The organism is Nocardioides sp. JS614 (assembly GCF_000015265.1).
Taxonomy (GTDB): Bacteria; Actinomycetota; Actinomycetes; order Propionibacteriales; family Nocardioidaceae; genus Nocardioides.
This window is the reverse complement of sequence record NC_008699.1, coordinates 1,208,911-1,229,446: the sequence shown is the minus strand read 5'-3', so window position 1 is coordinate 1,229,446 and position 20,536 is coordinate 1,208,911. Positions and strand designations below refer to the sequence as shown.

Here is a 20,536-nt window from a genome sequence, read left to right as displayed (position 1 = left end):
CGCCGATCATCCCAGGAGCGCGGCCCGTACGGCGAGCAGGAACGGCCGGTCCGGGTCGAGCCAGTCGACGTCCTCGAGCTCGTCGGCGCCCAGCCAGCGGACCCGGTCGTGCTCGTGTGGCGTCGGCTCGTCGGCCACCAGGCGCGCGAGCGCGACCCGGAGCACGTGTCGGTCGCCGATGGCGACCTCCTCGGGGAGCCAGCCGGTCAGCTCGATGGTGCAGCCGAGCTCCTCGGCGACCTCGCGGACCAGCGCGTCCTCCGGGGTCTCCCCCGGCTCGACCTTGCCGCCGGGGAGCTCCCAGCGCCCGGCCGCCTCGGCGGGGAACGTACGGCGCGCCGCCAGCACCCGCCCGTCGCGCAGGATGGCCGCACCCACCACTGCGCTCACTCGAGGCCCAGCACGATGCGCAGGGACCTATCGACCTCGTCCAGCTCGGCACCGGTCAGGTGTCCGACCAGGTCGCCCAGTCGCTGCGGGTCGACAGCCGCGGTCTGTTCGACCAGGACGCGCGTCACCGTGCCGCCGACCTCGACCTCGGGCCGGAAGCCGGACGCTCGTGCACTCGACGAGGTGGGCGCAACCAGCCAGGTCGACAGCGGCAGCAGGTCGGACTGGACGACGACCGCGAACCGGCGACCGCGTTGCTCGTGCCCTTGCGACCCCCGCGGCACGCGGAGCTCGAAGACGTCACCACGCACGCAGCGACTCCATGTCCTCGATCACGGCGCGTGCCTCTGCCCGGTCCTCGGGGTCGGCGGCGAGTGCCGTCGCCTCGGCTCGAAGCCGGTCGTCGCGTTCGCGCCGCGCCGCCTCGATGATGGCCTCTCGGATCGCCCGCGATCGGTCCCGGCCCTCGACGACGAGGGCGGCGAGCGCCGCGTCGACCTCCGGATCGGTGCGGAAGGTGATCGTCGCCATAGGCACAATGTAACACCGTGCGTAAGACACCGCGTCTGTCAAATGTCGCACGATACCGTGGCCGAGATGCTGCTCATCCGCACCGACGACCTCGCCGCCGGCGTCGACGCGCTGGCCGAGAGGTACGGCGGGCGGGTCGGCCTGGCCGCCGTGCTGGGCGACCTGGACCGGCGGCTGCGGCGTACCGTCGCGCCGTGCCGGTCGCGGCACCGCGCCTGGACCTGGGACGCCGTCGACCGGCGGGACCCGGCCTGGTGGCCGCAGGGCGTCTCCCCCGGACCGGAGCCGCGCATCCTCGGCGTCACCTGGTATGCCACGGGCGGCGGGTCCCGGCTCAGCGTGCTCGATCTCGAGGCACGCCGCTACCGGCACGTGACGCTGGTCCGGCCCACCGCCGAGGGCTATGCACCGCTGCGCGTGCACGCCGGCGGGCTCGCGTGGAGCGGCACCACGCTGCACGTCGCCGCCACGAAGGCCGGACTCTGGGTCGCCGACACCGGCGACGTGCTGCGCACCGAGGCCGGGTACGTGCTGCCGGTGCGGCACCGGCTCGCGGTCACCGGTGCGACCGGGGAGCCGCTGCGGTTCTCGTTCGTCTCGACGGTCCCCGACCGTCCCGGCGAGCTCGTGGTCGGTGAGTACGGCGACCGCCGCCAGACCCGCCGCCTCGTCCACCTCGCCACGGACGGCGGCCCGATCGAGGTCGTCGACGCGCCCGGTGGTGGCGTGCTGCGCGCCCAGGGCGTGGTGCGCACCGGTGACTCCTACGTGTTCACGGCCTCCCACGGCCCCTGGACCCCGGGCTCGCTCTGGACCGGACGCCCCGGCGCGTACCGAGAGCGCCGGTGGGCGGTCCCGATGGGCCCCGAGGATCTCGCCGCCTCAGCAGATGGCCGCCACCTCTGGACCGTCACCGAGCACCCCCGGCGCCGCTGGATCCTCGCGCTGCGGAACCCGCTCTGCCCCGGTGGTTGAGGTGCAACCAGCGCCAGCGAGGAGCCTCGAAACCACCGCCGTCGGTCGAGCTTGTCGAGACCCCGATAGTGAAGGCAGGGCGCCGACCACGGCGGTCCCGGGCGAGCGGCCTCGAGGAGGCTCGAACCGCTCCCAAAGTCTGTCCAGACATGCGACAAGCGCCACCGATTCGGTGGCGCTTGGTTGCCGGGCGTAAGAGACCGTATGCCCTAGGGTGAGACAGGCGGTCCGGACCATTCTCGCGCAGCGGCAAACAGAGAATGGCCCGGACCGCGTCTGTGTGTCCCGACTTGTTGCTTCAGTTGTACGGGGGTTGCGGGAGCAGGGCCCCCGGGAGAGCTGGCTCCGGGACAGTCACTCTTCTGTCCCGGAGCCCGCCCGTTGACGAACTACCGGATCAGCGGATGCGCTTGCTCGCCTGGTCGGCGAAGGTCAGCGTGGTCGCACCGATCTTGACAACGTAGCGCGTCTTCTTGTTGCCGTTCTTGTCCTTGACGCGGAACGTGATGTTGCCGTCCGAGTTCAGGACACCCTTGCCGACGCGCTTGCCGTGGACCCACACGGTTGCGCGGGCACCAGCGGCGTCACTGATCGCGTTGGCCTTGACCCGGTCAACCTTGCCGCCGCGGCCACGAACCACGAGCTGCGGGTCGACCTTGGGCTGCGGGCCAGCGACCCAGGTGATCGGGGCGGAGGACACCGTGACGTTCCGGTTCTGCGTCACCGGGTTGGCGCTGGTCGGCCCAACGACAACCGCACCCGGGGACATAGACGCGATGAGCGTCTGGGTCGTCGGAGCGTCCGAGAAGGCGGTCACGCCCGGGCCGGACGTCGTGAAGTCCGACAGGGTGAAGTCGAAGTCCTCATCGGTAGCGAAGTCCGCCACCGTCGAGTCGTCCGAGATCCGAGCCTGCTGGTCGCCAGCGAGGTTGCCGAACTGGTCGTGGGTGTAGAGGTTGAAGTCCAGGTTCTCACCCACGGTGACGTCACCGGCAGGCTCGCCGGCCGCACGCTCGAGGCTCGACTCGCCCTGGTTGATCATGTAGCGGTCGTCGAAGGTGATGTCCTGGGTCTCGGTGACTCCACCGGCGGTGACCGTCACGGTCAGGGTGACCATGCCGTCGTCGTCGAAACCGGAGTCCTTCTCGATCGCCACGACTGCGCCGGCGACCTTCGCGTCCCCAGTCGAGGTGTCCACGGACGTGCCGTCGTTCTTGAAGAAGCCCCAGAGGTCGCCCTCGTTGTCGTGGCCGTCGGCCAGAACAGCGTCGTTCGCCGTCTCGGCGTTCGGGCTCAGGAACCCGTTGCTGACCTTGACGTTGAGGGGGAAGTCCTGCAGCGCGGGATCGTTGCTCGGGTCGGTGTCGCCGTCCTTGCCCTTCACCACGATGTCCAGGTCGACCGGCACACCGGGAGCGGGCGTGGTCGTGTCGGAGTTCGACGCCGCGTTGTACGGGTCGAGCGTGTTCATCGTGATGCTGATCGAGGAAACCTCAGGCGCCTTCTGCCAGTGGATGTTCTGCGCGCCGGTCGCGTCAGCGGTCGGGGTGACAGTGTCATCCGCGCCGTTGGTGCCCTTCAGAGACGACCCGTCGGCCGCACCCTCGGTCGCCGGACCCGCGGTGAGGACGTCGTTCTCCGGCGTGGGCGTGACGTTGGCGGGAACCGCCGGGTCCGTCAGCTTGACAGAGAAGGATCCGTCCGCGCCGGTGATTGCCGTGGCGCTGTCGCTGTCGATGACCGTCACGCCAGCCGGCTGCTCGGACTGCGGCGCGAACCGGGTGTCACCGGCACCGCCGACACCGGCGGTGAGCTCGAGCGGAACCGACCGGCCAGCCAGTCCTGCGCCGTTGGTGCCCGTCAGGGCGAGCTTGCCGGTGGCGGTGAAGCTGCCGTTGACAGTCGCGTTCTCGTCGGCACCACCGGTGAAGGTGATCTCCGACTCGCCCACCGAGTACGTCGCCGGGGTGGCGTTCACGAGACCGCCGGCGAGGCCGACGTTGGGCCGACGAGCCTCAAGCGTGTAGGAGCCCGCGGGCAGGTCGCCAGCCGCGGCGGCCGTGCCATCCGGGTTCTTGAACTCGCCCGCCAGGTCGCCGTCGACGAGTGCCGGCACGGTGAACGTGCTGCCACCGTCAGTCGCGTCCGTCTGCCAGTCCTGGGTGAGGGTCGGAGCGCCAGCAGCGGTCGGGTCGATGATCCAGCGGTACTCGACCTCGGTGGCGTCACCGTCCGCCGCGTTGCCGTCCTCGTTGTAGGCGTTGCCGTTCTGGTCAAGCGTCTGAATGGTGAACTCGTCACCGTCGACAAACTCGTCAAGGTCGAACGAGGTGCGGTCGCCCCGAGCCTTGATGACAACCTGCGCCACCCTGGGCGTGTAGATCGACACCGATGCGGTGTCCGCGGGGTCCGTACCCTGGTTGTAGACGTCGGCATCTGTCGTGTTGGCGTAGTACGTCGCGGTGCCGTTGAAGGTCTGGGTGACCTTCAGCTCACCATTGGCGTCCGTGTAGCCGAGCACCGTGCCCGGCTCGTCCGGGGTCGTGTCAACGTCCGGGCCGTCCGGAAGGAACCGGCCAACCTGCGCGTTAGCGACGGGCTTGCCGTTCTGGTCCGTCACCTTGATCGTGACCTGACCACCGGCGGCGGTCGCGTTCTGCGACTCCGGGGTGGCGGTGACGGTGGTGATGGTCTGCGTGTAGAGCGTGGAACCCTCAGCGTCGTCGGTGTTGGTCTGCGCGCCGACCGTGGTCGCCGCGTTCAGGACGAGCTGGTTGGCGTCGCTGCCCGAAGATGCCACGTAACCGGCGATGTCCATGATCGCGCCGAACGCGCCAGTGGTGCCCGCGCCGGTGCCGTCCGCGTCAGCCGAGGTGGCGTTCACGGAGTCGGTGGTGGTCTGGCCCTCGTGGCTGACCTGCGAGACCGTGACGGGGGTGGTAGCCCCGGAAGTCGTACCGTGCACGCCGATGTACTGACCGATCACGTTGTCATTACCGACCGTGCCGTCGAAGTCGTCGGCCGCGGCGTACGGCGAGACGAAGACGCCGAGCGCACCCTCGCTGCTCAGCTCGACGGTGTGAGTGGTGGCGGTGTTCGGCGCCAGTGCGACGACCTCACCGTCGGTGGTGTTCAGGTTCGAAACGGCCTGAACGGCGACAAGGTCGGACGGCGGGTTTGACCAGTCGAACTTGAAGACGCCGTCGGCGTCACGAGAGACGAGGCCACCCGGCACGTCCACCCAGGTGCCTGCGCTCGTGGTGGACTGGTACTGGAAGAGGATCGAGCTAACGCTGCTGCCGCCACCAGCGAGGAGCGAGACGGTGGTGTTCTGGCCGTCGTTCTTTGTAGAGACGGCCGCCGCGTTCTGCGGGGCGTAGAGCTCAACGGCGCTCGCGCCAAGAGTCGACGCGACCGTGGTTGCCGAGGCCGTGGAGGCGAGGAACGGAAGACCCGCCACCGCCATAGCGGAGACGGCAGAAACTGCCAATCCCCGCTTGATGCCGCTGCTGTTCATGCTGTGTTTCCTTCCGGAGTGAATGGACCGGGAAGTTCCCCCGCCCCTTTACATGAGGCCCGAGAGCCCCGTGTGCAGCACTCGCATACGGATCCCGAGTGCCAAGGAGGACATTAGGGAGGTCGCGCGGATCGCGGTGTTGTTGTTGCAGGCGTGTCGGAAACCTGCAATAAATGTTCCTGGGTGGAAGGGACGTGCAGGCACGACACCCGACGATCGGGGGATCATGTCAGTGGAGAGCTCGCCACCGTCCGGGCGCCGGCGCGGCCGGCCGCAGCGGCTCCCGGAGGATCCGCACGCGCTCAGTTCCGGCCTGGTCGGCTGCGACCAGCGGATCGCCTGGCTGGTGACCGTTGCCCGGGTGCTCGGGCCCGATCCCGATCTCGCTCGCCGTGACGGCTTCATCGCCGCGCTGCGCGACCGCGACATCCTGGTCGACGCCTCCCGGGTCTCGCGCTGGGAGTCCGGGCTGCAGCCGCTACCCAGCCGGGTGGCCGCGACGTACGAGTCGGTGCTCGGCCTGACTGAGGGCTCCTTGGTGTCGGTCGCCAGCGGCCTGCGCCGCAGCTTCGGCACCGGCCCGAGCCCGCGGGAGAGCCTCCTGGGCGACACCGAGATGTCCGACCCCGACCTGGACCGGCTGCTCGAGCTCGCCGAGACCGGCCGCGCGACCGGCGCTGACTGGCTCCATCTCACCGACCACTTCAACCGGTTCGAGCGGGTGTTCCTCCGCGAGGACGACTGGACCAGGCTCTGCCACCGGCTCGTGACGGAGCTGGGATCGGCGGTCGGCACTGCCTATGTACGCCGCTACGAGGCCGCAGCCGCCTTCATCCGCCACCCCAACGCGCAGCGGCACCTGATCCTTGCGGTTGGCAGGTTCGTCACCGATCCTGACACTCAGGTCGTTGCCCCCATCCTCAACCTCCTCGGCGAGGTGCCGGACCCGGCGGCTGCAGCGCTGACGCTGCGAATGCTGTCGGCCGACAGCGAGAACAAGTACCTGCGCCGGGCGGCCTCGTCGGTGGCCGCGGTGAAGCTCGCGCGGGGGCACTTCGACGAAGCGGCGCTCCCGCGCCTGGAGTCGCACGTTCTCGGCGCGCTGCGCCGCGGCGAGTCCCTCGACGGCCGGCTGGACGCGTTCGACCTCGCCGTACGGCTGCCGGAGCAGTCGTGGGCACGAGTCGCGGGCGGGCTACGCACCCGGCGGGCGTACGGACTGGTGACGCAGGCCCGGATCGACGACGAGCTGGTCCCGGCTGCCCGGGCCGCCTCGCTCGTGGCGGAGCTCGCACCCGCGATCCAGGCCGACACGCCGTCCCACCAGGCCCAGGAGCCCGACCTGATGCTGCGCCGCCTGCTCCGTGAGGCGCTGCTGCACTCACACAAGCGGCGCCGCCACCACGCGGCACTGTTGCTCGCCGCCTCGCCGTACGCACCCGCCACCGCGCGCCACTGCCTGCGGCTCGCCGCCGACGCCAACGACCTCCTCGCTGCACGTGCGTGGACCGTGTTGATGCGGGTCGGCAACAGCAGCCAGCGTGACGGCGTCGTGCACCGAGCGATCGTCGAGGAGCGCCCGACCGTACGGGCCCGCGCGCTCGTCAACGCCGGCCTCGGCGGAGAACTCACACCCGAGCAGAGCGCGACGATCGCGGGCGGGTACGAGTCCGCGCGCAGTCTCGAGCGGCACGCGACGCTCTTTGCGCTCGGGATGGCCGGGGCGCCCGAGCTGGCGCGTCTCGCCGAGTCCGAGGACGCAGAGACCCAGCGCGGCGCGAAGTGGTGGCTGAGCCAGGGACCCGCCATCCATGACCGGGACGTCCTCCAGGGCTGAACCGCGGCCCGAGCCCGAGGACGAGGACGGCACGGGCCCACGGTGGCGCTCACCGCGAACCCGTGCCGTCGGGGTGGTGCTAGACGATCAACGGATCCTCCGCTTGTTCGTCGTGTCGCCCTTTGTCGTGTCCGTCGCCATCACGCGGGCGACGTACTTCGTGAAGCGCTCGCCGTTGCGGTCCCTGACCCGGAAGGTCACCTTGCCGTTGGCGTTGAGCTCACCGGTCGCGATGAGGGTCCGCTTACCGCGCTTGACCTTGTAGAGCTTGACCTTCGCTCCCGCCGCGGCGGCGGGCGCGTTGACCGTCAGCCGGTCCGCGCGCCCACCGTTGCTGAGGCCGGAGAGCCTGGCCACGATCGGGGCCGGCGGCTTGACCCAGATGATCGGGTCGGACTCCACGGCCACAATCTTGCTGTTGGCGGCGGCGTTGCCAGCCGCGTCGACGAGCACCTCACCGGGCGTCATCGTCGCCTTGAGCATCTGCGTGGTCGGTGCGTCGGAGAACGCAGTCACCCCGGGACCGGAGTTGACGAAGTCGGACAGCGTCTTGTCCTGGGCCTCGTCGGTGTCGAAGTCGGCGATCGGGGAGTCGTCGGTCACCCGCGCGTCCTCGTCGCCGGCCAGGTTGCCGAACTGGTCGTGGACGTAGAGCTGGAAGTCCACTCGCTGTCCGGTGGGCACCGGACCCGTCGGCTCGCCCTGGGCCCGCTCGAACGAGGAGTCCCCGGCGTTCAGCAGCGCCCTGACGTCGTAGGTGATCGTCTTCTTCTGCGTGACGTCGCCCGCCTTCACGGTCACCGTCAGCTGGGTGAGACCGTCGTCGTCGAAGCCGGCGTCCTTCTCGATGGCGGCGACCAGCCCCGTGGTGCCGAGCGCGCTGCCCGAGTCCGCGGTCGTCACGGTCTCGTCGGCGCCGTCGTTCTGGAAGTACCCCCACAGGTCGCCCTGGCTGTCGTGGCCGGACGCGAGGGTGAGGTCGTCGGTGGACTCGGCGTTGGGGCTCAGGAACCCCTTGTCGACGCTCACCTGGACCGGGACGTCGCCGAGCTTCGGGTCGTTGCTCGGGTTGTCGTCCCCGTCCGCACCACGCACCGTGATGTCGAGGTCGATGGGCACACCCGGGCCAGCGGCGGTGATCCCCGTTCCGCTCGGGGCGAGCACCTGTGTCCCGATGTCGATCCCGCTCACCGTGGGGGTCTCGCGGAAGGTGACCGAGATGCTGTCGGTCGCGTCGGCGGGGCCGGGGGTGGTGTCGCCGGTGTTCAGGCCGTCAGCCACTGCCGTGAGGGTGCCGCTCTCGTCCGTCGTCGGCACGTTCGGCGGCGGCGAGGGGTCCGTGAGCGAGACCGCGAACGAGCCGTCCGCCGCGGTGACCGCGGTCGCCTGGACGGCGCTGTCGCGCTTGGTCCCGGCAGGCTGGTCGGTCGAGAACGAGGCGTCTCCACCGACCCCGGGGTTGTAGCTCACGGTGACCGTACGCCCGCCCAATGGCCCGGATCCGTCCACCAGCGCGAGGGTCCCCTCGATCGTGACCGATCCGTTGACCGGGGCGCCCACGGCGTCGCCATCGGCGAACGTGACCTCGGACTCCGCGACGTCGACCGTCACAGGGGTGCCGTTGAGCAGCCCCGACCCGTTGACGTTCGGGCGCCGCACGCTCAGCGTGTAGGTGCCGGCGGTTCCCCAGGTCGGGAAGGGCACGGCGACCTGACCCTTCGCATCGGTGGTGCCGGCGCTGGTGAACCCACCGTCGGTCGGCGTCCCACCGCCACCGGGCACGAAGTGCCAGTTGTACTCGATCGGCTCGCCGGCGATCGGCTCACCGTGCTGGTCCTTCAAGGTGGCGACGAAGTCGTCCCCGTTCTCCGCGCCGCTCACCTCATCGAGATCGAAGTCGCGGTAGCCGTCCACGGTCGAGGCCACCAGCGCGGTGTTCGTCGGCGTGTACTCGGTGATCGTCACCGGCGCGGACGCGACATCGCCGGCACTCTGGGTGTCCACCTCGGAGGTGGTGTTGGCGTAGAACGTGTAGCTGCCGGCCCCGAGGCTCTCGAAGGTGACCACGCCGCGAGCGTCGGTGCGTTCCGCGGCAGTGGACGAATCGTCGGGCAGGCTGTCGGGATCACTGCCGTCCGGCGTGTTGAAGTCCACCAGGGCGTTCGCGACCGGCTTGCCGCTCTGGTCCTTCACGGTCACGGTGACGTCGGCCGTCTCGCCGGTCGGCACGTTGGTGCGCGAGGCCGTCGTCGACACGGTGGAGATGTGTTGCACGTAGAGCGTCGACGCCTCCACGTCATCGGTGGCGCCCGCCCCCTGGGTGGCCGCCCCGAGCGCGATCTGGTTCGGCTCGGCACCCCCGGAGTAGGTGTAGCCGTCGATGTTCAGCACACCCGAGAACGCGCCATCGGTAGCCGGAGCAGTGACGGTCGACGACGCGGTGGCCGTGCCTGCGGGCGTCGATGGGTTGGCGCTGCGCGTGCTCAGCTCGACGTTGCCGGCGTCAGAGGTGGTGCCGGAGACACCGACATAGTCGCCACCGGAGTCCGCGGCGTAGGGGCTCTGGAAGACTCCGAGACTGCCCTCGCTGCTCAGCTCGACGGTGTTCGCGATCCCGTCGCTCAGCACCATCTTGGCCCCGCTGGTCACGGTGTTGACGACGCCGGTGTTGGGGATCGCGGAGAACTCCACCGCCGTGGTCCCGGCCGGGAAGCTCGGGGTCCAGTCGAAGGCGAACACGCCGTCGGCGTTCCGGGCGACCGGGCTTCCGATGTTGATGGGTGTGCCGCCGGGAGTCAGCGTGGCCCGGAACTGGACCGAGTTGACGTTCGAGCCGCCGCCGACCACGAGGGAGATCGTGGAGTTCGAGCCGTCGTTCTCGGCCGAGACACCGGTCGCGTACTGGCTGTAGAACGTCACGGCGTCGGGATCGATGCCGTTCGACAAAGGGTTGGCCGACGCCGGAGACGCGAGCAGCGGCAGTCCAGCCAAGGCCAGTCCCGTCACGGCTGTGACGGCCAGGCCGCTCTTGATCCCGATGCGACTCATCTGTTTCCTCCTGGAGGTCGCGCCGGGACGCTCCCGCACGCGCACGTGGACACGCCGACTCGGGGCAGCCCACGATCATCGGCCTTGGCCGGTGCACGGGACTCCCTGCCCACGACCCGCACACCCCAGGAAACGATGCGGTCCGCCGGACGTTACTTCGAATCTTCGTTTGGTTACGCCGGGTGACGCTTCCCCGATCGATCGCCTCGACCTAGGGCCGCGGCTGGCGGGCGAGCTGGCGGCTCTGGGCGACCAGCCGGCCGGCGGAGTCCCAGACCTCGCAGTCCTCCTCGAACATCCCACCCGCCAGGTTGCGGGTGGCGTGCCGCACCTTGAGCCAGCCCGGCGCCGGCCGGGCGCGCACGTGCGCGGTGAGCTCGAGGGTGGGCGCCCACCCGGGCATCCCGAGGTCGAAGGTCACCGGCGGCAGCGCGTCCACCACCAGGAGGAGGGAGACCGGGTCCGGCTCCCTGCCGTCGGCCAGGCGGAACCACGCGCTCAGGACGCCGTTGCCGCTCGGCTCGCCGACGGCCCACCCGATGTGGTCGGGGTGGAAGCGCATGTCGAAGCGGTCCATCAGCGGCGCGATCGCGCGCACCTCCGGTGGCGCCATCGTGTTCGGCACGCACCGGTCCGGGGGCGGCATGTCCGGCTCGTCCGCGGTCGTGCGGACGTCGTCGCCGAGCCGGCCCAGGTCGCCGTACGTCGCCAGCGCGGTGATCCGCACGTCGTCGCCCTGCCGCAGGTCGATTGCGGCGGTCGCGAGGGTGCCGCCGTCGCGGCGCACGTCGACGCTGACGGTGGCGGGTCCGGCGGTGGAGGCGGAGAGGAAGTAGGCCGACACGGCGACCGGGTCGGGCTTGTCCGGGAGCGCGTGGCGCAGCGCGGTGCCGATCACGGCGAGCAGGTAGCCGCCGTTGAGCCCGCCGCCGACGGCCCAGCCCGCGGCCAGATCGGCGGCGTACGTCGTGTCGTCCTGACGGGTGACGGCGACCTGGCGATCGAACTCGGAGCTCACGCCAGGAGCCTAGGGAGCGCCGGCGCGCGGCCGCCGGCGGGTCGGCATGACACAGATCACACCGGCGACTTTTCATCTCTCGCCGTCCGTAACCGAGACAGTGTGCGGAACCGACACAGAACGGCCCGGGGAACTCTCGGTCCTACCGAGAGAGATGAGCCGCACCGCGATGGAGACCCGCCGGGCCGTCCGCACCCTTGTCACCGCCCTCGCCGCCCTCGGCGTCGCCGCCCTCCTGGCAGCAGGCGTCACCCCGGGCGCGGATGCATCCCCGTCGACCGCGACAGGCGCGAGGACCTCGACCGATCGGCCCGTCCTCTACCCGCGGCCCGTCGAGCAGCCGCTCCCCTCGATCGGTGTGGCTTTGGAGCGTCCGGTCGTCCAGCCGGACTACCGGTTCCTCTCCTCCCCGGACTTCATGAACTCCGACATCGCCGACGTGAGCAAGCTGCGGACCTGGCACCGCGGCCTGCCGAACTCCTGGAACTCCTCCTACGCGGCGACTGTCGACACCATCCTCGACACCTTCGAGTCCGAGGCCCCAGAAGACGTGTTCGTGGCCGGCGACCTGGTGGAAGGGCACTGGGTGAGCGACGACGACCGCACCGGGCTCTTCGGTCCGGCCCGCACCCACGCGCAGCGGAAAGCCGCGATCAGGCGGGCCGCCGACTTCTACTTCTCCGAGTGGCGCAAGCGCTTCGATCAGCGCGGGCTCCCGGTGTACGCCGCGGTCGGTGACCACGACATCGGCGACAACCCCTGGCGCGGCGGCGGCAACGCGGAGGAGAACAGGTTCAAGCGCGACAACGTCGAGCTCTTCAAGGCGTCCTTCTCCAGAAAGGTGATCGCGCCCAACCGGGTGCCCGACCGGCCTCGCGGGCCAGCCCACGACACGGCCTACGCGACGTACGTCGACCCGGAGGTGCTGCTGGTCACCGTCGACGTGTTCGAGCACACCAAGCGCAACGTCGTGGCCCACCTCGACCGCGCGCAGCTGGCGTGGCTCGACCGGACCCTCGCGTCGGCCGAGCGGCGCGGCACCGACTGGATCGTGGTCCAGGGACACGTGCCGGTGCTCAAGCCGGTCCGGATCTACGGATCCTCGGCCATGTACTACCGCGGCGGCGCCGGGTCGGCGTTCTGGCGGACCATGGCCCGGCACCACGTCGACCTCTACCTCGACGGCGAGGTGCACGACATCAGCGTCCGCCGCCGCGACGGAATCACCCAGATCTCGCACGGAGGCACCATCCAGATGGCTTCGGCCGGCGGCTACGGGTCGACGAACTACCTGCTCGGCGAGGTGTTCGGCGACACCATGTTCCTGCGCGACCACCGGTTCGCCCCGAAGATGATCGACTTCTCCAAACGGCTCTGGCAGGTCGGGCAGTCGCACCGACCCGTGGTTCGCAAGGAGGTCTGGGACCGGCCGCTCGCCGTCGGCCACCTGGTGCTCACCAGCGACAACCAGGTCCAGTACAGCGACGGCGCGCTCATCCCGCTCAGCTGACCGGGTCGCGGTGCGGCACGATGGCCGCATGACCGATCGCCGGCCGCACTGGGTCTACGAGCCGGGCGAGGAGCCCGACCCGCGGTTCACGCTCGCGAACGAGCGGACCTTCCTCGCGTGGGTGCGCACCGCCATGGCGATGCTCGCCGGCGGAGTCGCCCTCCACGCCCTCGGCCTGCCTGGCGCGACCTGGGTGCGGACGACGCTCGCGGTGATGCTCGTGGTCTTCGGAGCGCTGGTCACCGTGCTCGCGCTGGTTCGCTGGGCGCGGGTCGAGCGAGCGATGCGCACCCGGTCGGCGCTGCCGGGCTTCGGGCTGGGCTTCGTGCTCACGCTCGCCGTCGTGGTCGGAGCGCTGCTCCTCGCGGTCGCCTTCGTCTGATCTGAGAGTGCGCTCAGCAGTCGAAGCTCGCGACCAGGTGGAGCGTGACGTTCTTGCCCTTCTTGGTGGCGGTCGCGTCGGCGTCGACCTCGGCGCCACCGCCGTCGGGATCCACGTCAACCTCGCCCTCCCCGGGCTGGACGGTGAAGGTCGTCCCACCGGCCGCCACGATTGGTGTGGCAGGCTCGTCGCCACGGCCCGGGATGATCGACACGCTCTTCTTCCCTTGACTCGTCTTGTAGAAGGCCTGGTTCCCGCCTCCGGTGATGACGTAGCCGGGACCGGACCACGACGCCTTGACGTCGCCGGTGAGCTTCACCGTCGCCTCGCAGTCGGCCTGGCTCTCAGGCGCAGCGGTGTCGCTCGGATCGGCCTTGGTGCCGGAGCCGTCGTCGCTGCCGCTGCCACTGCAGGCGGAGAGCGCAAGCGCCGTGGCGAGGGCGGTCACGGCCAGGGTCAGTCGTGGCGAACGCATGGCCGCAAGTCAAGCATGCTGGCCCAGACCGGTCCCGGACGGGCCGTGGGCCGACCTAGCCGAACGGCTCGACGGGCGCGCGTTTGGACCGTAGCGTCTCGGGACCGGCCGTTCCGGTCAGGCCGGGCGTCGGCAACTCCAGGGTCGTGGACCGAGGAGGGGGAGTGCGGGTCGAGGAGTTCAACGCGCTGCCGCCGCACGAGGCGGCGGACACCGTGCGCCCCTGCGCGGACGTCGACTCGTGGATCGAGGCCCTCGTCGCCGGCCGGCCGTACGACGGGGTCGCCGGCCTGATCGCGCTCGCGGACGCCCAGGCGCGGACGTGGACCGGCGCGGAGGTCGAGCACGCGCTCGCGGACCATCCGCGGATCGGCGAGCGGCCCAGCGCGGACGGCGCCAGCGCCGCCATGTCCCGCCGCGAGCAGGGCGGGGTCGCCATCGACAGCGTCCTACGCGAGCGGCTGCGGCGCGGCAACGCGGCGTACGAGGAGCGGTTCGGCCGGGTCTTCCTGGTGCGTGCCGCCGGGCGCGACGCCGAGGAGATCCTGGCGCTCCTCGAGCAGCGGCTCGCGAACGACCCCGAGACCGAGCTGGCCGTCACCGCGGACCAGCTGCGCGAGATCGCGCTGCTGCGACTGGAAGGACTGTTCTCATGACGACGCTGTCCACCCACGTCCTCGACGCCGGGCGCGGGGTGCCGGCCGAGGGCCTCGACGTCCGCCTCGCCGGCCACCTCGTCGCCGGCGACGGCACCCTGGCCACCTCGCGGACCGACGCCGACGGCCGGGTGCGCTTCGACGTCGAGCTCCAGAGCGGGCCGCACCTGCTGACGTTCGAGACCGGCGCCTGGTTCGACGCCCAGGGACGCGACACCTTCTTCTCCCTGGTCAACGTCGCCTTCGAGGTCGACGCCGAGGAGGAGCACCACCACGTGGCGCTGCTGCTGAGCCCGTACTCCTACACGACCTACAAGGGGAGCTGAGATGGCCACCACGGACGGGTCGAGGATCGTGCTCGGCGCCAACCAGTACGGCAAGGCCGAGGTGCGGCTGCTGCGGGTCGACCGGGCGAGCGAGCGGCACACGATCGAGGACCTCGGCATCACCACCCAGCTGCGCGGTGACTTCGAGGCCTGCCACACGCACGGTGACAACAGCCAGGTCGTCCCCACCGACACCCAGAAGAACACCATCCAGGCGTTCGCCCGGGACGGCATCGGCGCGCCCGAGCACCTCCTGCTCCGGCTGGCCCGGCACTTCACCGACGGGTTCGCGTGGGTCACCGGCGGCCGGTTCGACGCCGAGTCCTACGCCTGGGAGCGGATCGGGCTGCCCGACGGGTCCGGCCACGACCACTCCTTCGTCCGCACCGGGCGGGAGACCCGCACCGCGACGGTCGAGGTCGACGGCGACGAGGTGGTGGTCACCGCCGGGCTCACCGACTGCACCGTGCTGAAGTCCACCGGCTCGGAGTTCCACGGCTTCTCGCGCGACCGCTACACGACGCTGCCGGAGACCACCGACCGGATCCTCGCCACCAGCATCGCCGCGACCTGGCGCTACGCGACGACCGAGGTGGACTTCGACGCGCGGTACGCCGGGGTCCGGGACACCCTGCTCGCGACCTTCGCGACCACGCACTCCCTGGCCCTGCAGCAGACGATCTTCGAGATGGGCAAGGCGGTCCTCGAGCGGTACGACGACGTCGCCGAGGTCAGCCTGTCCTGCCCGAACAAGCACCACTTCCTCGTCGACCTCGAGCCGTTCGGGCTGGACAACCCGGGCGAGGTCTTCTTCCCCGCCGACCGGCCCTACGGCCTGATCCAGGCGACCGTGCGCCGCGAGGGCGCCTGATGGAGGCCGTGACCGACGAGCAGTGGCTCGCGCGGGCCGTCCGGCTCGCCCAGGAGAACGTCGCCGCCGGGGGTGGCCCGTTCGGTGCCGTCGTCGTGGGGGCGGGCGTCCGGGTCGGCGAGGGGCAGAACCGGGTCACCCGCGACCTCGACCCGACCGCGCACGCCGAGGTCACCGCGATCCGCCAGGCGTGCGCGGCGCTCGGCGACTTCTCGCTGACCGGCTGCGTGCTCTACGCCTCCTGCGAGCCGTGCCCGCTGTGCCTGACCGCCTCGCTGTGGGCCCGGCTGGACCGGGTCGTGTACGCCGCCGACCGCCACGACGCCGCCCGCGGCGGGTTCGACGACCGGGAGTTCTACGACCTGCTCGGCCGCGACCGGGCGACCTGGCCGACCCGGGTCGAGCAGGGCACGCACGCCGCGCCGTTCGCGCCGTTCGAGGCCTGGCTCGGCAAGGCGGACCGCACGGCGTACTGAACGTCCGCCGATCAGACCGCGCGGGCGGCGGCGCGGCCCGCCGTACGGCCCGAGAACAGGCAGCCGCCCAGGAAGGTGCCCTCGAGCGCGTTGTAGCCCATCATCCCGCCGCCACCGAAGCCGGCGACCTCGCCGGCGGCGTACAGGCCGGGCAGCGGCTCCCCGGCCGCGGTCAGGCAGCGGCCGTCGAGGTCGGTCTCCAGGCCGCCGAGGGTCTTGCGGGTCAAGATGTTGAGGCGTACGGCGATCAGCGGGCCGGCCTTGGGGTCCAGCAGGCGGTGCGGCGTGGCGACCCGGATCAGCCGGTCGCCGCGGTAGCGCCGGGCACCGCGGATCGCGGTCACCTGGGCGTCCTTGCCGTAGTCGTTGTCGATCTCGCGGTCCCGCTGCTCGATCAGGTCGCGCAGCTCGGCCTCGACGATCCGGGGCGCCTCGGGGTCGGCGACCCGGTTCATGCCGCGCACGAGCTCGCCGAGGTCGCCCGCGACCACGAAGTCCGCGCCGTGCTGCTTGAACGCCTCGACCGGGCCGGGCGCGCCGGGCCGCACCCGGGAGAGCAGCAGCCGGACGTCCTTGCCGGTGAGGTCCGGGTTCTGCTCGGAGCCGGAGAGCGCGAACTCCTTCTCGATGATCTTCTGGGTCAGCACGAACCACGAGTAGTCGTAGCCGGTGGTGCGCAGGTGCGCGAGGGTGCCGAGGGTGTCGAAGCCCGGGAAGTACGGCGCCGGCAGCCGCCGCCCGGTCGCGTCCAGCCACAGCGAGGAGGGGCCGGGCAGGATCCGGATGCCGTGGTTCTCCCAGATCGGGTCCCAGTTGCGCACGCCCTCGACGTAGTGCCACATCCGGTCCGGGTTGATCACCCGGGCACCGGCGGCCTCGGTGATCGCCAGCATCCGCCCGTCGACGTGGGCGGGCACGCCCGAGACCATGGTCCGCGGCGGCGTGCCGAGCCGCGCCGGCCAGGTCCGGCGGACCAGGTCGTGGTTGCCGCCGATGCCGCCGCTGGTGACGACGACCGCCTGAGCGCGCAGCTCGAAGTCGCCGGTCTCGACCCGGCTGCTGGCCCGGCCGCGGGCGACGGTGCTCGGCTCCAGGACCTGGCCGCGTACGCCGACCGCGACGCCGGCCTCGACCACCAGCTCGTCGACCCGGTGCCGGAACGCCAGCCGGAGCCGGCCGGTCGCGGCGTGCTCGCGCACCCGGCGCTCGAACGGCTCGACCACGCCGGGGCCGGTGCCCCAGGTCAGGTGGAAGCGGGGCACCGAGTTGCCGTGCCCCTCCGCGCGGCCGTCCCCGCGCTCGGCCCAGCCGACGACCGGGAACAGCCGGTGCCCCATCGCGCGCAGCCAGGCGCGCTTCTCACCGGCCGCGAAGTCGACGTACGCCTCGGCCCAGCGCCGCGGCCACCGGTCCTCCTCGCGGTCGAACTGCGCGCTGCCGAGCCAGTCCTGCAGCGCCAGCTCGCGCGAGTCCTTGATGCCCATCCGGCGCTGCTCGGGGCTGTCGACCAGGAACAGCCCGCCCAGGCTCCAGAACGCCTGGCCGCCCAGCGACTGCTCGGGCTCCTGGTCGAGGAGCACCACCCGGCGTCCCGCGTCGGCGATCTCGGCGGCCGCCGCGAGCCCCGCGAGACCGGCTCCGACCACGACCACATCGGTCACTTCGGTGTCCACGAGCCGGGATCCTCGCACAAGGCCGGTCTGGACAGGCTCGTCCGAATTGCTGCGAAACATCCGTCACACACGCCACACTGAACCTCGCCTCGGGTGGAAATCCTCCGGAAACCTCCCGACCGGCCGAAGTGGCGTCTTGGGAGGGAGTTCCTGGTGTTGAGCGGAGGAGTGCCATCGGCGCTCTGCCCGCCCACGGTCCTGGTCGTCACCGACGGGTCGAGGGAGGGCAGCACGGTCGCGGCGAGCGCGAACGCCGTCGCCCGCGACGTCCTCGTCACCCACGCGCTCACCCTCCCCTCCGCGCTCGTCGCCCTCGACTCCTCCACCTATGACTGCGTGCTGGTCGACGTCGGCACCCCCGACGTCGCCGCCGCCGACCTCGCGGACACCCTGCGCGGCCACGCCGGTGCGGCCGCCCTGGTGCTGGTCGTCGACGACGACGCCACGATCCCGGCGGCCCTCGAGGATCTCGCCGACCTGGTGCTCCAGCAGGCCGACCTGACCGGCGACTGGCTGCGGCGGGTCCGGCGGGCCGTCGAGCACGCCCGAGTCCGGGCCGCCCTGCAGGAGTCCGAGGCTGCGGTCGCGCGGCTCACCGGCATCGTCGAGTCGGTCGCCGACGCGGTGTTCACCACCACGATCGACGGGCTGGTCACCTCGTGGAACGACGGGGCCGAGGCCCTGTACGGCTTCCCCGCCGCCGAGATGCTCGGCGCCCCGATCGCCACGCTCCACCCGCCGGGGTCCGACGAGCCGCGGCGGATCCTCACCATGGTCCGCGCCGGGAAGGCGATCCAGGGACTGGACACGCTGCGACGCACCCGTGACGGCCGGATGGCGCAGGTCTCGATCAGCGTCACCGGGCTGCGCGACCACCGCGACGGCCTCAGCGGCATGGTCGTGGTCGCCCGCGACATCAGCGACCGCCTCGAGCTCGAGGCCGAGCTGGTCCGCCAGACCATGCACGACGCGCTGACCGGGCTCCCCAACCGCTCCTTCCTCACCTACCGGCTCACCCAGGCGATCGCCGAGGGCCGGCGCCGTGGCCGCCCGGTCGCCGCCCTGCTGCTGGACCTCGACCAGTTCCGCGCCGCGAACGACGTGCACGGCCACCTCACCGGCGACCGGGTGCTCACCGAGGTCGCGGACCGGCTGCGGGTCCTGGCCCGCCCCACCGACGTGGTCGCGCGGATCGGCGGCGACGAGTTCGTCCTGGTCTGCCCCGACACCGACGTGGCGGCGGCCGGGCGGCTCGCCGAGCAGGTCATCGAGGCCGTCGGCGCACCGATCCAGGTCGAGCACCGGGCGCTGCGGGTCGGCGCCAGCGTCGGGATCGCGGTCGCCCCTCCCCTGGACTGCGACGCGGAGGTCCTGCTCAAGCACGCGGACGCCGCGATGTACGAGGCCAAGAAGCGCGGCCGCGCCCGCAGCCAGGTCTTCGACCCGGCACTGGCCCGCCTGGCCGGCGAGCAGCGGCTGCTGGCCGGCGACCTGCGGGCCGCGCTCGATGACGACCGGCTCGAGGTGCACTTCCAGCCCGTGGTCGACCTGACCAGCGACCGGATGGTCGGCTTCGAGGCGCTGACCAGGTGGCACCACCCGACCCGCGGCGCCGTCCCGCCCGGGACGTTCGTGCCGATCGCCGAGGCCCACGGGTTCGTGGCCGACCTCGACCATTGGGTCCTCGACCGCGCCTGCCGGCAGACCGCCGCCGCGCTCGCCACCGGCGAGCTCACCCCCGGCGTGCACGTGGCGGTCAACCTCTCCGCCCGCTCCCTGGACGAGCCGAACCTGGTGGACACAGTCGGCGAGGTCCTCGACCGCTCCGGGCTGCCGCCGGCAGCCCTGGTCCTCGAGGCCACCGAGACCGCCCTGCCCCGCGACCCCGAGGCCGCCCGCGCGTCCCTCGCCGGGCTCCGCGACCTGGGCGTCGGGATCTCCCTCGACGACTTCGGGACCGGCTACTCCTCGCTCAGCTTCCTGCGCGAGCTGCCCGTGACCGGCGTGAAGATCGACCGGTCGTTCATCCGCAACGCGGTCGAGCGGCCCGAGGACCTGGCGATCACCGAGGCGATCGTGCGGCTCGCCAAGGGCCTGGGCCTCGAGACCATCGCCGAGGGCATCGAGACCGCCGAGCAGCGCGAGCTGCTGCGCGACCTCGGCTGCGCCCGCGCCCAGGGGTTCTGGTGGAGCCCGGCCGTGCCGATGGCCGAGCTGCCGGGCGGCCGCGCCGCCGCCCGGGTGGCGCGGATCCTGCAGCCCGCCGGCACCGCCGACCCCGCCCCGCCGTTGCGCAGCACCCGGGTGTCGCGCCGGATCATCGAGCCGTCTGCGCCCACCACCGTGGTCACCACCTGCTGCCTGCGTGGCGGCATCGAGTCCGGGCAGGCCTGGCTGGTCGTCACCACCGCGGCCCGCCGCGAGGCGTTCGCCAGCTCGCTCGGCCCGCTGCACGCCACCGCACTGGCCCGGGGACAGCTGGTCGAGCTGGACGCCTACGAGACGCTGCGCCGGGTCACCTCGGCCGACGGCCGCCTCGACCAGGCCCGCTACGACCACGTCGTCGGCTCCGCACTGCGCCGCCTCGCCGCGGCCGGCGATCAGGTGGGCGTGCACGCCGAGCTCGGCCACGTGACCCGGCCGCTGCTCAGCCAGGACGTCTCCACCGACCTGCGGGCCCGGCTGCACGAGGCCGCCGCCCTGACCCTGGAGTACGGCGACCACCCGGCCGACTGCGCCGCCCACGGCCCGGCCGTCGCCCCCGTCGTGGAGCTGTTCGCCGCGGACGGTTCAACCGCCGGCTGATCGGGTACCGACCCTTCCGACCCACGCCCGGTCCCACTCGGGGGAC

Annotated in this window: 17 protein-coding genes; 9 read left to right on the top strand and 8 right to left on the bottom strand. The window is 71.7% G+C overall.

Features of this window, described 5'->3' with window-relative positions; all coding sequences use genetic code 11:
- Positions 1-6: 6 nt before the first annotated feature.
- Genes NOCA_RS28190 through NOCA_RS07250 form a run of 3 tightly spaced genes read right to left on the bottom strand, consistent with a single transcriptional unit; the run spans position 7 to position 921 of the window.
- Positions 7-390 carry a (deoxy)nucleoside triphosphate pyrophosphohydrolase gene (locus tag NOCA_RS28190; RefSeq protein ID WP_238383432.1) on the bottom strand — a complete coding sequence of 128 codons (384 nt, stop codon included), beginning with the start codon at positions 388-390 and terminating at the stop codon, positions 7-9.
- Positions 387-701, bottom strand: a complete 315-nt coding sequence (locus NOCA_RS07255; RefSeq protein ID WP_011754617.1) for a type II toxin-antitoxin system PemK/MazF family toxin — start codon at positions 699-701, stop codon at positions 387-389. The genes NOCA_RS28190 and NOCA_RS07255 overlap by 4 nt, the downstream gene beginning before the upstream one ends.
- A complete protein-coding gene (locus NOCA_RS07250; protein ID WP_041546357.1) occupies positions 691-921 on the bottom strand; it encodes a hypothetical protein in 231 nt (76 codons plus the stop codon). The genes NOCA_RS07255 and NOCA_RS07250 overlap by 11 nt, the downstream gene beginning before the upstream one ends.
- Positions 922-987: 66 nt before the next feature.
- On the opposite strand from NOCA_RS07250, the gene NOCA_RS07245 reads away from it, so the two are divergent.
- Positions 988-1,896: a hypothetical protein gene (locus tag NOCA_RS07245; RefSeq protein ID WP_140403896.1), complete on the top strand. Its 909-nt coding sequence runs from the start codon at positions 988-990 to the stop codon at positions 1,894-1,896.
- Positions 1,897-2,293: 397 nt separating this feature from the next.
- Here NOCA_RS07245 and NOCA_RS07240 read toward each other — a convergent pair whose 3' ends face one another.
- The gene (locus NOCA_RS07240; protein WP_011754615.1) at positions 2,294-5,413 is read right to left on the bottom strand and encodes a beta strand repeat-containing protein; all 3,120 of its coding nucleotides are present in this window, start codon (positions 5,411-5,413) and stop codon (positions 2,294-2,296) included.
- A gap of 226 nt (positions 5,414-5,639) precedes the next feature.
- Between NOCA_RS07240 and NOCA_RS07235 the strand changes: the two genes are divergently transcribed.
- Positions 5,640-7,250, top strand: a complete 1,611-nt coding sequence (locus tag NOCA_RS07235) for a hypothetical protein (protein ID WP_011754614.1) — start codon at positions 5,640-5,642, stop codon at positions 7,248-7,250.
- A gap of 87 nt (positions 7,251-7,337) precedes the next feature.
- Here NOCA_RS07235 and NOCA_RS07230 read toward each other — a convergent pair whose 3' ends face one another.
- Both NOCA_RS07230 and NOCA_RS07225 read right to left on the bottom strand, forming a co-directional pair.
- Positions 7,338-10,298 carry a beta strand repeat-containing protein gene (locus NOCA_RS07230; RefSeq protein WP_011754613.1) on the bottom strand — a complete coding sequence of 987 codons (2,961 nt, stop codon included), beginning with the start codon at positions 10,296-10,298 and terminating at the stop codon, positions 7,338-7,340.
- Between the two features lie 211 nt (positions 10,299-10,509).
- The gene (locus NOCA_RS07225) at positions 10,510-11,316 is read right to left on the bottom strand and encodes a thioesterase family protein (RefSeq protein WP_011754612.1); all 807 of its coding nucleotides are present in this window, start codon (positions 11,314-11,316) and stop codon (positions 10,510-10,512) included.
- 154 nt (positions 11,317-11,470) lie between these two features.
- Here NOCA_RS07225 and NOCA_RS07220 point away from each other — a divergent pair, with 154 nt between their 5' ends.
- A complete protein-coding gene (locus NOCA_RS07220) occupies positions 11,471-12,826 on the top strand; it encodes a metallophosphoesterase family protein (RefSeq protein ID WP_041546352.1) in 1,356 nt (451 codons plus the stop codon).
- A 28-nt stretch (positions 12,827-12,854) separates the two neighbouring features.
- A complete protein-coding gene (locus tag NOCA_RS07215; RefSeq protein WP_041546350.1) occupies positions 12,855-13,208 on the top strand; it encodes a YidH family protein in 354 nt (117 codons plus the stop codon).
- A 13-nt stretch (positions 13,209-13,221) separates the two neighbouring features.
- On the opposite strand, the gene NOCA_RS07210 is transcribed toward NOCA_RS07215, so the two are convergent.
- On the bottom strand, positions 13,222-13,683 hold the full coding sequence (locus NOCA_RS07210) for a hypothetical protein (protein WP_011754609.1): 462 nt from the start codon (positions 13,681-13,683) through the stop codon (positions 13,222-13,224).
- Between the two features lie 164 nt (positions 13,684-13,847).
- On the opposite strand from NOCA_RS07210, the gene uraD reads away from it, so the two are divergent.
- Genes uraD through NOCA_RS07190 form a run of 4 tightly spaced genes read left to right on the top strand, consistent with a single transcriptional unit; the run spans position 13,848 to position 16,012 of the window.
- Positions 13,848-14,339, top strand: a complete 492-nt coding sequence (gene uraD, locus NOCA_RS07205; RefSeq protein WP_011754608.1) for a 2-oxo-4-hydroxy-4-carboxy-5-ureidoimidazoline decarboxylase — start codon at positions 13,848-13,850, stop codon at positions 14,337-14,339.
- Positions 14,336-14,665, top strand: coding sequence for a hydroxyisourate hydrolase (uraH, locus tag NOCA_RS07200; protein ID WP_011754607.1), 330 nt, complete (start codon positions 14,336-14,338; stop codon positions 14,663-14,665). Before uraD ends, uraH begins: the two co-directional genes overlap by 4 nt.
- A gap of 1 nt (position 14,666) precedes the next feature.
- The gene (gene pucL / locus NOCA_RS07195) at positions 14,667-15,536 is read left to right on the top strand and encodes a factor-independent urate hydroxylase (protein ID WP_011754606.1); all 870 of its coding nucleotides are present in this window, start codon (positions 14,667-14,669) and stop codon (positions 15,534-15,536) included.
- Positions 15,536-16,012 (top strand): nucleoside deaminase, encoded by a 477-nt coding sequence (locus NOCA_RS07190; protein WP_011754605.1) that lies wholly within the window; start codon positions 15,536-15,538, stop codon positions 16,010-16,012. The genes pucL and NOCA_RS07190 overlap by 1 nt, the downstream gene beginning before the upstream one ends.
- A gap of 11 nt (positions 16,013-16,023) precedes the next feature.
- Here NOCA_RS07190 and NOCA_RS07185 read toward each other — a convergent pair whose 3' ends face one another.
- Positions 16,024-17,745 (bottom strand): FAD-binding dehydrogenase, encoded by a 1,722-nt coding sequence (locus NOCA_RS07185; protein ID WP_011754604.1) that lies wholly within the window; start codon positions 17,743-17,745, stop codon positions 16,024-16,026.
- A gap of 93 nt (positions 17,746-17,838) precedes the next feature.
- Between NOCA_RS07185 and NOCA_RS25570 the strand changes: the two genes are divergently transcribed.
- The gene (locus NOCA_RS25570) at positions 17,839-20,490 is read left to right on the top strand and encodes a GGDEF domain-containing phosphodiesterase (protein WP_011754603.1); all 2,652 of its coding nucleotides are present in this window, start codon (positions 17,839-17,841) and stop codon (positions 20,488-20,490) included.
- The last annotated feature ends 46 nt before the right edge of the window (positions 20,491-20,536 follow it).